The following is a 12,645-nucleotide window of genomic DNA, read 5'->3' as shown; positions in this document are numbered from 1 at the left end:
CGGCGGTGAGAATCGCCGAGCCGGCCGCGCTGCGCTCAGCCGACGGCGACGGCGTACGGGCCACGTTCCTGGAGCTCTTCTTCGATCTGGTCTACGTGTTCGCGCTGACCCGGATCTCCGCGCGCGCGTTCGAGGACCTCGCCTTGGAGGGCGGCCAGAGCACCTGGTCGGCGGTGACCGGCGGCGGCAAGACGCTGCTGCTGCTGCTGCTCGCGCTCTGGATGCTGTGGCAGGGCACCGCGTGGACCACCAGCCGCTACGACCCGTACCACCTCTGGCTGCAGGTCATCGTGATCACCGCGCTGGTGTCGGCGATGGTGATGGGGGTGGCCGTTCCCCGCGCGTTCAGCGGGACCGGGCTGGCGTTCGCCGTCGCGTACGTGGTGGCGAACGTGGGCCGTTCGGCGATCCTGCTGCTGGTGCTGCGCCGGATCCAGTACCGCCGGCTGAAGCTGCGGATGCTGATCACGTACTGCGTCTCCGCGGTGCTCTGGCTGGCCGGTGAGGTGCTGCCCACCGACGCCCGGGTGGCGCTCTGGAGCACCGCGCTGCTGGTGGAGTACCTCGGCAACCGGTTCGGCTGGCCGATCCCGGGGCTCGGCCGCTCGACCATCTCCCGCTGGGACATCCACGGCCGGCGTTCTGACCACGCCGATCGCCTCCGGCCGGTGCGGAGACGCCACGCCCGCACCCGGGCTACCATCCGGCCGTGACCTTCTCGCTCGTCGCCCGCTCCGCCGACGGGCACCTGCACGGCGTGGCCGTGGCCAGCCGGTTCCTCGCCGCCGGGGCGCTGGTGCCGGCCGCCGAGGCGCGGGTCGGAGCGGTGGCCACCCAGGCGCACGCCAACCTCGCCTACCGCTCGCAGGCGCTGACCATGCTGCGCACCGGCGTCACCGCCGCCGACGCGGTGGCCGGCCTCGTCGCCGCCGACCCCGGGCGCGACGACCGGCAGCTCGCCGTGGTCGGAGCCGCCGGCGTCGGCGCCACCTGGACCGGCCCGCACTGCCACCCCTGGGCCGGTGGGCAGGCCGGCGACGGATGGGCCGCGCAGGGCAACATCCTGGACGGCCCACAGGTGATCGACGCGATGCGCGACGCCTGGCTCACCGGCACCGACCTGCCGTTCCCGCAGCGGATGCTGGCCGCGCTGGCCGCCGGTGACCGGGCCGGCGGCGACCGGCGCGGCCGGCAGAGCGCCGCGCTGCTTGTGGTGCAACGCCACGGCGGCTACGCCGGCACCGGCGACGAGCTGGTCGACCTGCGCGTGGACGACCATCCCGACCCGGTCGCCGAGCTGCGTCGCCTGCTCGGCCTGCACACCATGATCTTCGGCCGTCCCGACCCGGCCACCCTGCGCGACCTCACCGGCCCGCTCGCCGTCGAGGTGGCGGAGCTGCTCGCCGCCGCCGGGCACCCGGTGGGGCCGGCCGGTCTGGACGACGCGCTCGCCGCCTGGTCCGGCCTGGAGAACCTGGAGGAACGCTTCGTGCCCGGCCGGATCGACCCGATCGTGCTGGACCACCTGCGACGCGGCGCGGCGGGTCGTCCGTCCGCGGCCGGCTCCGTCGGACCGGCGGGCTGACCCCGCCCCGGCCGCCGAAGGCGGACCGCCGGCGTCAGCGGCCGAAGGCGAGCCGCGGGATGTCGGCCGCCGCCAGCGCGGTGCGCTCCGCGCCGGTCAGCGGCAGCCGGCCGGTGGTCTTGCGCAGCGCGGTGAGCGCGTCCCAGCCGAGCCCGGCCGGCACCGGCCGCCCGGCGGTGAGCACGTCGACCACCACGGCCGCCGCGGCCGGCGTCGTCCAGGGCGCCCGCTCCAGAGCGTCGGCCAGGTCCAGGCCGTGCACCGCGACCTCCACCACCCGGGTACGCAGGAACTCGGTCAACGCCATCGCGTCGCCGTGCCGGGTACGCACCACCCGCCCGGGCGGCTCGGCGGCCACCGCCGCGTCCGTGGCCCGCCAGGCCCGCCCGAACTCGCGCGCCACCTCGACCGCGCCCGGATGGTCGTGCGCCGCCGCCCGTGCCCCGTCGACCCGTGCCCGGTCGACCTCGGGGGCGAACTTGGCCGCGCCGAAGTAGGCGGACGCGGTCACCTCGGGTCGGGACGGCGCGGGTTCGCCGAGCATCGCGACCAGCCGGCCGGCGCCGGTGCCCACGTGCGCCAGCAGGTCGCGCACCCGCCACGGCGGGCAGGGCGTCGGCCGGTCCAGCGCCGGGTCGTCGAGCCCGCGCAGCACCCGCTCCAGCCGCTCGCACTCGTCGCGGAACGCCGCCCGAACCGGCTCCATCCCGGCTTCCTCAGCCCTTCCAGCGGGGCACCAGCCGGTGCACCACGGCGAGGACCAGCGCGGCCACCACCGCGATCGTGCCGACGATGCCGGCCGCGCTGCCGGCGTACCCGACGAAGAGCGGCCGGCGGCCGAGCTCCTCGACGGCGATCGTGGAGCGGTCGACCAGCCAGGACAGCGCCACGGCGGAGACCAGCAGGGCCAGCGCGCCGCCGACGCCCAGCACGACGGCGGCGAGCCGGTGCGCGTCGCCCGGCTCGACCACGGCCCGCTCCCGCTGGAAGACCAGCAGCACCAGACCGGCGACCGCGGCCCACGCGCCGACCAGCAGGTAGGCGGCGACCGCGTCGCTGGGCCGGTGCCACCCGGCGGAGAGCGTGGCCACGCCGGCGGCGGCCGCGTATCCGGCGCCGATGAACGCGCCGACCGCCCGAAGCTGCCGGGGCAGTACCAGGATCAGCGCGACCGCCACCGAGGCCGCCACCGTGGTGTGGCCACTGGGCAGGCTGTTGCCGGCGGTGGCCCGTTCCGGGTCGATGCCGAAGTCCGGGCGGGCCAGGAAGTGTTTGAGCACCTGGGTGCTCACGTTCGCGCCGGCGATCAGCAGCGTCGCGGTGACGGCGAGCGCCTTGCGGCCCCGGATCAGCGCGATGAAGCCGATCACGGCGGTCGCGGCCAGCAGCGACACCGCCGACATGGCGTTGAGGATGGTGTCGACCGGCCCGTCGACCCGGTCCTGCCCGATCTGGTTGCCGGTCAACGCGACCGTGTCCAGCCACTGACCCGGTTCGGTGTGCACGGCGAGCCGCCACAACACCAGGAAAGCGGCCGTCTGGACCAAGGCCAGTACGACCAACCAGACCGCCGTCCAACCCCTCGCCGTCTCCCGCACCCGGACAACTTAGCGGTCGGCCCGCTCCGGCGCGCGTCGGAGCGCCCCGGTTTCCGGCGTAGGTTGAGTCGGGCGTTCTCGAGGAGGTGGCAGGTGACCGGTACGGATCGGCAGCGGTCCGCCGCGGCGGAGCCGGAGTCGCTGGCCGACGTGCTCGGCGGCCGTCGGGGAGCGGTGGACGCCACGCTGCCCCCGCTGGCGTTCGGGCTCGGCTGGGTGCTCGGCGGCCTGGGCGGCGGGGTGCTGGCCGCGGTGACGACCGGCACGGCGGTGGCCGCCTGGCGCTGGCGGCGCGGCGACCGTCCCCGCGCGGTGCTGATCGGCCTGCTCGCGGTCTGCCTGGCCGCGCTGATCACCCTGCGCACCGGCCGGGCCACCGACTTCTTCCTGCTGCAGATCGCCTCCAACGCGGCCAGCGCGCTGGCCTGGGCGGTCAGCATCGTGGTGCGCTGGCCGCTGCTCGGCGTGGTGGTCGGGCTGGCGCTCGGGCAGCGGGGGCGGTGGCGGCGCGACCCGGCGCTGCTGCGGGCGTACGGCCGGGCGAGCTGGGTGTGGACCGCCACCTACGTGCTGCGGGTGGCGGTGTTCGTCCCGCTGTGGCTCGACGGGCAGGTGGTCGCGCTGGCGGTGGCGCGGGCGGCGCTGACCTGGCCGCTGGTCGCGGCGGCGCTGGCGGTGAGCTGGGTGGTGATCCGCCGGTCGCTGCCGGCCGGGCACCCGGGGCTGCGGCACCCGGCGGGGGCGTCCGATCCGGACGGCTCGTCGACGCCAACGGCGGGCCCGAAAAAGTAGTGGAGAGGCCGCCACGGGGGGAGCGGCCTCTCCGTCAATTACGGTACTCCGTCAACGCCACGGATGTGATCCCGTGGAGCGCTGAATTTCGCGTGCCTTTTCGCGCCATGGGTCGTCCCCGGGCGGAGTGGTGGGCCGGTCCGTCCGCTGCGTCGGCCGGACGGCCGGCCCACCCGGCCTGACCGTGGGTGTCAGGCCGTCCGCCCACCCGGCCGCTCCGTTCCCCCATCGGCCGGATGGGCGTCCTCCGTGGGCGGGTGTTGTCCCACCCACGGAGGAGTCGTCACCTCACCCCTGCGGGAAGTAGGTGCCGTAGTCGGCGTACGCCATGGCGACGTCCGCCTGCGCCCAGAACCGGTGGTAGTTGAAGACCGGCTCGGCGCCGCCGTTCAGGTACGCCTGCACCTTCGGCCAGTCCGGGTCCTTCTTGTAGAAGGAGCGGATGTCCAGGAAGCTCTTGCCGGCGGCGATGGCATCGCCGTTGGGCATCTTCCCGGTCCAGCCCGGCGGCACGTAGAGGCCCTGACCGTCGGCGGCGTTGTAGACGTCGTCGAACCGCTTGTAGTCGCCGCGGGTCTCCGGCATCGACACGCCCTTGCTGTCGGCAGCGGCCGAGAGCGCGTCCAGCAGGCCCTTGGCGGTGTTCTTCGCCGCGGTGTTGCCGGACTTGGCCGCGTACGCGATGAGGGTGCGGGCGTAGGCGGCGGCGACGCCGACGTCCTGGCCCTTGACCGTCACCTCGACGTGCAGGTTGGTGTTCGGCTGCGGGCTGCTCGGGTTCCAGTTGGCCGGCTGGCCGGTCCACTTCATGTCCGACGGGATGGACCAGTTGGCGCCGGTGGTGGTGTTGGCGATCGCCCACGGCACCCACTTGTCCAGCAGCGCCTTGGCCTTGGCGTTGCCGGTCTGCAGGTAGAGCTCGGCGATGCGCTGCATCGACCAGGCCTGCATGCCGAACCACTGGTTCGACGGCGGGTCGTTGTAGACCGGGTCGACGTCGTAGAACATGCCGTAGAAGGTGGCGGTGCCGGCCGGCGGCTGGGCGTAGCTGCCGTCCCAGCTGTTGGTGGCGCCGCCGGCGATGCCGCCCTCGGCGGACTGCAGCCAGGTGTAGAACTCCAGCTGCCGGTCGAAGCTCTTCTGCCAGTCCCCGGTCGCGGTGGACGACTTCGGCTTGAGTTCCGGCACGTTGGTCAGCGCCCAGGCCGCGAGCGGGTTCTGGTAGCCGAAGTGGTTGTGGCTGGAGCCGATCCGCCACGACCAGTTCTGCGACGTGTCGTACGCGCCGCCCCAGGCGTAGTACCAGGACATCAGGTAGTGCGCCGAGTCACGGCCGCTGCCGGCCGGGCAGGTGGACGCGCCGACGCAGTTGCCGATCTTCTTGAAGTACTTGTCGAACATCGCGTAGCGCAGGTAGTCGCCCATCTTGGCGGCCTTGGCCACGGTGGCCGCCACGTCGGCCTCCTTGCCCTGCGCCTTGGCCCAGGTCAGCGCCCAGTAGGCGGCCTGGACGGCGCGCGCGTCGGCGTCCGGCGCGTTGGTGTACTTCCACTGCTTGGCCGGGGCGCCGGTGTCCTTGACGAACAGGTCGAGGTAGCCGTACTGACCACCGTGCTTGAACGTGTCGCAGGACGGCTGCGGCACGGTCTCCCACACCGACTCCTGGGTGCCCCGCTGGAAGGTGTTGATGTAGGCCGGCTTGGTGGTGCCGTCACCGCAACGACCGAAGCCGTAGGTGTTGTCGACGTCCATCAGCCAGTGCATGCCGTAGATGTCGCCGGTGCCGTAGGTGGACTGCAGCTCCGAGCGCAGCGGGTCCTGCCCGACCGGGACGTTGGGCTGCAACGCCGAGGGGTACTGGCTGGGCAGGTTGTACTCCGCGGCGTACTGCGGGGTGCCGGCGGAGCCCGCCGTGGGCTGGTCGGCGTGCGACGGGATGATGTACTTCTCCATCACCGTCCAGGAGTTGTTGAACGGGCTCCAGTTCTGGGTGACCCGGCCGTACTGGGCCTCCAGCCAGATCCAGAAGCTGAACGCCTCCGAGGTGGTTTCGTGCCCGTGGTCGGGCGCCTCGACGATCAGCGTCTCGACCGAGTGGTACGGCACGCCCTCGGGGCTGAAGTAGCCCGAGTTCTTGATCTTGCCGTACTGGTCGAGGAACTTCTTGATGTAGGCGTTGTCGCCGCCCGGGGTGTCGTTGTCGACCTCGGTGGCGACCACCGAGACCGGGGCGTATCCGGTGGCCGACGCCGTGATGGTGGCGGTGCCGCTGACGGTGTCGGCGTCCTCGGCCGCGGAGACGGTGGCGGTGACGCCGGTGCTCCAGTTGCTCGGGGTGAGCGTCAGCGTCGACGGCGAGACGGTGATGTCGCTGTCGCCGGTGACGGCGAGGGTCACCGGGACGTTGCCGCTGGGTGCCGCGCTGAGCGTGTAGCGGACCGTGGCGCTGCCGCCCTCGTCGACGCTCACCGCCGACGGGGTGGCGACCAGTTTCGGCCCGGTGGCCGCGGTCACCGTGAACGACTTCTCCGCGGTCGCGGTGCCGCCGGCGTTGTCGTACGCCTTGGCCTGCACGGTGTAGCTGCCGGCCGGCAGGCCCAGCAGGTCGTAGCCGTACGGGGCGGTGGTGTCGGTGTTGACCAGCAGGCCGTTGCGGTAGAACTCGACCTTGCTGATGGTGCCGTCGGGGTCGCTGGCGGTCGCGGTCAGCGGGACGTCCGCCGGGGCGGTGAACGGGCCGGCCGGCACGCCGAGGGAGACCGTCGGCGGCTGGTTGGTGGAGACGCCGTTGCAGGCGACCCCGTTGAGCGTGAACGCCGACGGCTTCGGGTTGCTGCCGCTGAACGTGCCGTTGAAGCCGATGTTGGTGGACGCGCCGGTGGGCAGGCTGCCGTTCCACGACTCGTTGGTCGCGGTCACCTCGCTGCCGGACTGGCTCCACTTGGCCGACCAGCCCTGGGTCAGGCGCTGGCTGCTGTTGGGGAACGCGAACTTCAGCGACCAGTTGTTCAGCGCGTCACCCAGGTTCTTGATGGTGACGCTGGCGGTGAAGCCGCCGCTCCAGTCGTTGGTCGCGTAGGTCACGTCGCAGGCGGGGGCGGCCTGTGCGGCGGTCGCGGGCAGGGCCACCCCGCCGATGGCGAGGGCGGTGGCGGCGAGCATCGCCGTGCGGCGACGTCTGGCCATGAGTCTCATGTGGGCGGTGTCTCCTCGGACCGGGCCGGGACCCGGGGTCCCGGCGGGGCGCCTCCACGCGCCGTCAGGCGTACGCGGGGGGACGGAGGCGTCCGGAAAGGTGGTCGTCCCGGCCGTGCCGGGGATCGGGCGCCGCACCGGTTCTCACCGGGTGCCCTCGGCGGCCCGCGTTCGCGCGAGCTGGCTCCGCGTCGCGTGTCGAGAGTCTGCCATGGAAGCGCTCCCACCACAACGGCCAGGGCAGATACCCACGTCCATGTTTCGATCTCGTTTAGGGGCTTTCACAAACCCGTGACGGGGGTTACAGTCGCAGCATCGCCGATGGGAGCGCTTCCATCGACGGAGATGTAAGTACTGAATTGCCGGGGACACCCGTGCCCGGCAGATCGGCCAGTGGCCGACGGCGATACCAGCCCGGACGCCGCCGCCGGCCATCACCCGCCAGCCGGAGGGAGGTGGAACCAGAGCCACTCGCGTGGCCCGGCTCCCGCGCGACACGCACGACGGACGCCAATTCCAAGTCGTGTGTGTGTGCATCTCGGTGGGGACGGGGGTTGCCCTCCCCCGTCCCCACACTAAACCCCCCGTTGTCGACGGCAAAAGAGGCCGACGGGACAGGCGTGACACGCCACCCGGACGGCCTTTCGCGCTATCTGCCCCATCCTCGCCGCTCGCCCCCGCCCCCCGAGCGACACCCGCCCACCCCACTCCGGCCGCCCGCCGGCCGCGCCGCGCCCGCGCCGCGACCGCCGGAATCGAGGCCGGCCGCCTCCGGCCTATGCTGGGAGCGCTCCCGGCCCCCCGGGCGGCCCGTCACTTCGAGGAGAAACTCCATGTCGTTACTCACCCGACGGCGCCTGCTCCGCCGCGCCGCCCTGTCCGCGACCGCCGCCGGCGCGGCCCGGACCGGGCTCGCCGGCGCCACCGCGGCCGGGATCGCCGCCTCCGCCACCGCCCTCGGCGGCTGTGACTCCCCGCCGGAGCGCGACGCCGACGCGGAGCGGAACGGCGGGCTGCGCTTCCCGCCCGGATTCGGCTGGGGCGCGGCGACCTCGGCGTACCAGATCGAGGGGGCCGCCAAGGAGGACGGGCGGGGTGAGTCCGTCTGGGACACCTTCAGCCGCACCCCGGGACGCACCCGCAACGGTGACACCGGCGACGTCGCGGCCGACCACTACCACCGGTACGCCCAGGACCTCGACCTGATGCGCGAGCTGGGGCTGCGCAGCTACCGGTTCTCGATCTCCTGGCCGCGGATCCAGGCCGACGGCTCCGGCCGCCCGAACCAGCGGGGCCTGGACTTCTACCGCCGCCTCCTGGACGGCCTGCACGAACGGGACATCGCGCCGATGGCCACCCTGTTCCACTGGGACCTCCCCCAGGCGTTGCAGGACGACGGCGGCTGGGAGAACCGCGACACCGCCGAGCGCTTCGCCGACTACGCCGACGCCGTGTTCCGCGCCCTCGGCGAGCAGGTGCCGGTGTGGCTCACCATCAACGAGCCGAAGACGGTGGTGCAGAACGGCTACCTCACCGGTCACCACGCCCCCGGCCACCAGGACGAGGCCGCGGCGTATCTGGTGGCCCACCACCTCCAGCTCGCCCACGGCCTCGCCGTGCAGGCGCTACGCGCCTCCGGCGTACCCGGGCGCATCGGCCCGGCGCTCAACCTGCACCCCTGCTACCCGGCGGACGACAGCGCCGAGGCCGCCGCGGCGACCACGCTGTACGACGGCTACGAGAACCGCCTCTACCTCGACTCGATCTTCAAGGGCGCGTACCCGCAGGACGTCCTCGCCGAGCTGGGCCCGGGCAGCCGGATGGCCAAGGGCATCCGGGACGGCGACCTGAAGATCATCTCCAGCCCGGTGGACCTGCTCGCGGTGCAGTACTACACCCCGTTCTACGTCACCGGCGGCGGCGGCACGATCCGCAGGTGGCCCACCTCCGAGGCCGACTGGCAGCAGATCTACCCCCAGGGCATGTACGACATCCTGACCCGGGTCACCCGTGACTACGGCCGGGTGCCGATCACCATCACCGAGAACGGCCTGCCCTGCCCCGACGCCCCCGGCCCGGACGGCACCGTCGACGACGCCGGCCGGGTCGCCTTCCTGCGCGACCACTTCACCGTCGCCCACCGGGCCATCAGCGACGGGGTGCCGCTGGAGAGCTACCACGTCTGGTCGCTGCTGGACAACTTCGAGTGGAACGAGGGGTACGAGCAGCGCTGGGGCCTGATCTACGTGGACTACCCGACCCAGCGACGGGTCTTCAAGCGCAGCGCCCACTGGTACCGCGAGGTGATCCGCCGCAACGGGCTGTAGGTCCAGCGGGCGTGGCCCGGCCGGCAGCGCCGCCGGCCGGGTGCCCGCCGGCGCGGCAGCGCCCGTTGCCGCTCAGCGCGGCAGCGCCTGTTGCAGCTCGGCACGCAGCGCCGGGGTGAGCATCTCGCCGGCCTGCTTGGCCAGCCGGGCCATCTCGTAGCCGACCACGCCGATGTCGGCGTCCGCGCCGGCCAGCGTGGCCAGGATCGAGCCGTCACGGATCTGCATGACGAGGAAGTAGCCCCGGCCCATCTCGACCACGGTCTGCTTGACGATGTCGCCGTCGAACATCTGGGCCGCGCCCGCGGTGATGCTCATCAGACCCGAGGTGACCGCGGCGAGCTTGTCCGCGTGGTCGCGCGGCAGGTGCGCGGAGAGCGCCACCAGCAGCCCGTCGGAGGACACCACCACGGCGTGCGCCACCCCGGGAACCCGCTCGGTGAACCCGTGCACCAGCCAGCTCAGGTCGCGTGCCTCCTGGCTCAACTCCGTCACTGTCGTCGTCCCCCTTCGTCGCGCGGCAGGTACATCTCGGTTGTCTCCTCGGCCTCGGCTCGTCGCACCCCGCCGTAGAAGCGGGACAGCATACCGCCGACCGCCTCCGGGTCCGGGTCGTGCCGCACCGTCGCGCGGTGCGGCTGGTCGGCCGACGAGACCGCGGCGAGCTGGGCCATCGGCACGCGTACCGGCAGGCCCCGATCGTTGGTCCCCCCGGTCACCGGCGTCCGCGCGGGTGCCGGCGTCACACCGAGCACCGACGACGTCGGCCCCTGCCGGGAGAACCAGCCGCCCGTGGCGGCACCGGCGGCCGGGGTGAGCACGTCCTCGGCGCGCCCGGGCATCGGCCGTGGGCGCGGCACCGCGGCGGGCGGGCCGGCGGGCGGCCCGGACGGCGGCTCCGCCGCGTCGCCGAGCGGCCGGCCGGTCAGCGGCGAGACCGGCAGCGCCGGCGGGCCCGGCAGCGCCGGCGAACCCGGCCGGGGCGGCACCGGATGGCGGCCGGCCACCGGCAGCTCGGCGGTCGCCGCGCCGAGCGCCCGCGACGCCGCGGCGACCTGACCGGCCAGCATCCGCGCCGGCACCGGCGGGTCCAGCCCCGGCGCCGGCGTCTCGGCCAGCAGGCCGGCCGGGATCCGGACCCGGGTGACCAGGCCCTCCCGGCCGGGTCGCAACTGCACCCGGACGCCGTGCCGGAAACTCAGGTGGCTCACCACGAACAGGCCCATCCGCTCGGAGGCGCCCACGTCCGCCGTCGGCGGCTCGGCCAGCACCGCGTTCGCCTCGGCCAGCGCGGCCGGGCTCATGCCGAGCCCCTGGTCGACGATCTCCACCAGCGCGCCCGGGCCGTCCGCCTCGACCACCACCCGCACCACGGTGTCCGGGCGGGAGAACGTGGTGGCGTTCTCCAGCAGCTCCGCGAACAGGTGCACCATGTCGCCGACGGCGTGCCCGACCAGGTACAGGTCGGTGCGGTTCTCGTGGCGCACCCGCTGGTACTGCTCGATCTCCGCGCTCGCCGCGAGCAGCACCGCCCCCAGCCCGACCGGGCGGTTCCACCGCCGGGTGGACTCCGTGCCGGCGAGCACCAGCAGGCTCTCGTCGTTGCGGCGCATGCGGGCGGCGAGGTGGTCCAGCTTGAACAGGTTCTCCAGCTGGTCCGGGTCGCTCTCCTCGCGCTCCAGGTCGTCGAGCAGCTCCAGCTGCCGCTCGACCAGCACCTGGCTGCGCCGGGCCAGGTTGACGAACATGGCGTTGACGTTGCGGCGCATCATCGCCTGCTCGACCGCGACGTCCACGGCGCTGCGGTGCACCGCCACGAACGCCTCCGCCAGCTCGCCGATCTCGTCCTGCGAGTCGACCACCGCCGGCGGCACGTCGATCGCGCCCACCGGGCGGTCCACCGCCCGCAACCGCTGAAGGGTCATCGGCAGCTCCACCTGCGCGATACGCAGCGCCTGGCCGCGCAGCTGGCGCATGGCGCGGGCCACCGACCGGCCCACCAGCAGCGAGATGAGCACCGCCACCAGAAGCACCGCGACGATCCCGCCGGCCACCAGCAGCGTCTCGCGCAGCTGCCGGGCGCTCGCGTCGTCGGCCCGACCCACCGCGTCGTCGAGGATCTCGCCCTCGAGCTGACGGAACAGCTCCTGCCGCTGCTCGGTGGCCGCCCACCACTGCGGCGCGGACGGCAACGCCGGCTCCGCCCCGCCGGTGGGCAGGGTCCGCTCCTCCAGCCGGGTGGCCGTGACGAAGGCCGGGTCCACCGAGGTGCGGTCGTACCGGCGCACCTGGTCGGCGGTCGCCGCCACCCGGAACGCGCCGAGCGCGGTGAGCTGCTGGGCCCGCAGATCACTCAGCGTCACCTGGTCGTCCGGTTCGTACCGGCCGGCGCGGGCCGCCGCGTACAGCTCGGCGCGGATCCGGGAGGACAGCTCCTTGACCCGGGCCAGCTGCACGTAGCGCAGCACCGCCTCGGTCAGCGCCCGCCGGCCGTCGCCCGGCGACGGCTCGGCCAGCAGGTTGAGCAGCGCCGCGACGGCGCGGTGGTAGTTGCTGAGCACGGTGTCGGCGGAGAGCACCGCGGGCGGCACCGCGGCCCGGATGTTCACCACCTGGTCGTACGCCTCCAGCGCCTCCGCGTACGAGATCCGCCAGGCGGCGTCGGCGTCGGCCAGCGGCTCGGCCGCGGCGCGCAGCTCGTCCACCGCCCCGTCGGTGGCCTCCTGCAACGGCCTCAGCGCGGCGACCGCGGCGTCCCGGTCGGCGCCGTTGCCGGCGCGGCGCAGCGCGGCCAGCTCGCCGGCGGAGCGGTCCCGCTCCTGCTGGAGCCGGTCGACCACGGCGGTGATCTGCCGGCCGATGCCGACCTGCTGGGCGAAGTCGCTCAGGGTGGTGGTCTGCCCCACCAGGCCCCGGGTCTGCACGCCGGCCAGGACCAGGAACGCCAGCGAGGGGATCACGAGGACGGTGGCGAGCTTGGTGCCCATCCGCCAGTCCCGCAGCCGGAACCCGGAGCGCCGCCGGTGCGGCGGCGGAGCCGCGCCGCGGGCCGGGTCGGGACCTGCGCCCACACTTGCCTCCTCGGTCCGCTCCACCACGTCGGGGAGCGGGATCCATCCAACCAGGCCGGCGGGCGCTGTCAACGCCC

The 12,645-nt window shown here is 73.8% G+C and carries 9 protein-coding genes; 4 read left to right on the top strand and 5 right to left on the bottom strand.

The annotated features are described in order from the left end of the window. The first annotated feature begins 5 nt into the window (after positions 1-5). Positions 6-713 carry a low temperature requirement protein A gene (locus ACGFI2_RS18110; protein ID WP_393518022.1) on the top strand — a complete coding sequence of 236 codons (708 nt, stop codon included), beginning with the start codon at positions 6-8 and terminating at the stop codon, positions 711-713. Continuing rightward, a complete protein-coding gene (locus ACGFI2_RS18105) occupies positions 710-1,585 on the top strand; it encodes a DUF1028 domain-containing protein (RefSeq protein ID WP_393518019.1) in 876 nt (291 codons plus the stop codon). The genes ACGFI2_RS18110 and ACGFI2_RS18105 overlap by 4 nt, the downstream gene beginning before the upstream one ends. A gap of 34 nt (positions 1,586-1,619) precedes the next feature. On the opposite strand, the gene ACGFI2_RS18100 is transcribed toward ACGFI2_RS18105, so the two are convergent. Together ACGFI2_RS18100 and ACGFI2_RS18095 are read right to left on the bottom strand one after the other, a co-directional pair. Continuing rightward, positions 1,620-2,291 (bottom strand): maleylpyruvate isomerase N-terminal domain-containing protein, encoded by a 672-nt coding sequence (locus ACGFI2_RS18100; RefSeq protein WP_393518016.1) that lies wholly within the window; start codon positions 2,289-2,291, stop codon positions 1,620-1,622. 10 nt (positions 2,292-2,301) lie between these two features. Then, complete coding sequence (locus tag ACGFI2_RS18095; protein ID WP_393518014.1) at positions 2,302-3,183, bottom strand: phosphatase PAP2 family protein; 882 nt, start codon at positions 3,181-3,183, stop codon at positions 2,302-2,304. Positions 3,184-3,276: 93 nt separating this feature from the next. On the opposite strand from ACGFI2_RS18095, the gene ACGFI2_RS18090 reads away from it, so the two are divergent. Further along, complete coding sequence (locus ACGFI2_RS18090; protein WP_393518012.1) at positions 3,277-3,975, top strand: DUF3159 domain-containing protein; 699 nt, start codon at positions 3,277-3,279, stop codon at positions 3,973-3,975. A 288-nt stretch (positions 3,976-4,263) separates the two neighbouring features. On the opposite strand, the gene ACGFI2_RS18085 is transcribed toward ACGFI2_RS18090, so the two are convergent. Then, positions 4,264-7,161, bottom strand: a complete 2,898-nt coding sequence (locus ACGFI2_RS18085) for a glycoside hydrolase family 48 protein (protein WP_393518186.1) — start codon at positions 7,159-7,161, stop codon at positions 4,264-4,266. Positions 7,162-8,003: 842 nt separating this feature from the next. On the opposite strand from ACGFI2_RS18085, the gene ACGFI2_RS18080 reads away from it, so the two are divergent. Continuing rightward, the gene (locus ACGFI2_RS18080) at positions 8,004-9,497 is read left to right on the top strand and encodes a GH1 family beta-glucosidase (protein ID WP_393518010.1); all 1,494 of its coding nucleotides are present in this window, start codon (positions 8,004-8,006) and stop codon (positions 9,495-9,497) included. A 72-nt stretch (positions 9,498-9,569) separates the two neighbouring features. Here ACGFI2_RS18080 and ACGFI2_RS18075 read toward each other — a convergent pair whose 3' ends face one another. Next, complete coding sequence (locus ACGFI2_RS18075; protein WP_393518008.1) at positions 9,570-9,983, bottom strand: roadblock/LC7 domain-containing protein; 414 nt, start codon at positions 9,981-9,983, stop codon at positions 9,570-9,572. Between the two features lie 5 nt (positions 9,984-9,988). Further along, positions 9,989-12,568, bottom strand: a complete 2,580-nt coding sequence (locus ACGFI2_RS18070; protein WP_393518007.1) for a nitrate- and nitrite sensing domain-containing protein — start codon at positions 12,566-12,568, stop codon at positions 9,989-9,991. Between the last annotated feature and the right edge of the window lie 77 nt (positions 12,569-12,645).

The organism is Micromonospora sp. NPDC049282 (assembly GCF_043197045.1).
GTDB lineage: Bacteria > Actinomycetota > Actinomycetes > Mycobacteriales > Micromonosporaceae > Micromonospora.
The sequence above is the reverse complement of the archived record's forward strand: the minus strand, read 5'-3'. Positions and strand labels throughout refer to the sequence as shown.